The organism is Streptomyces beijiangensis, assembly GCF_017315755.1.
Classification (GTDB): Bacteria; Actinomycetota; Actinomycetes; order Streptomycetales; family Streptomycetaceae; genus Streptomyces; species Streptomyces beijiangensis.
The window spans coordinates 1-333 of record NZ_JAFLRJ010001037.1; the positions used below are offsets into that span (position 1 = coordinate 1).

Sequence of the window (333 nt, forward strand, 5' to 3'; positions counted from 1 at the left end):
CCATCCCGTCGGCCGCCAGCTACGACTGCAAGCTGGCCTCGTACGTGAAGGACGCGCCGGGCGACAAGACGGACAACATGCTGGCCGCGTACAACGCGGGCGCCTACGCGGTGATCAAGTACGGCGGGGTGCCGCCGTACGAGGAGACGAAGAACTACGTCTCGACGATCCGCAAGCTGGAGCAGAGCTTCGCCGCCAAGAAGGGCCGCGTCGACCCGTCCAAGCAGGCGGCCGGCGCCATCTACTTCGCCCAGCAGAAGCTGGGCACGCCCTACCTCTGGGGCGGCAACGGCACTCCGGAGCAGGGCGGCAGGTTCGACTGCTCGGGGCTGA

The 333-nt window shown here is 68.2% G+C and carries 1 protein-coding gene; it reads left to right on the forward strand.

The genetic code is table 11. From position 1 onward, the window contains the following. Positions 1-333, forward strand: a 333-nt coding sequence (locus tag J0695_RS40440; protein ID WP_505383639.1) for an NlpC/P60 family protein, incomplete at both ends; no start/stop codon positions are given.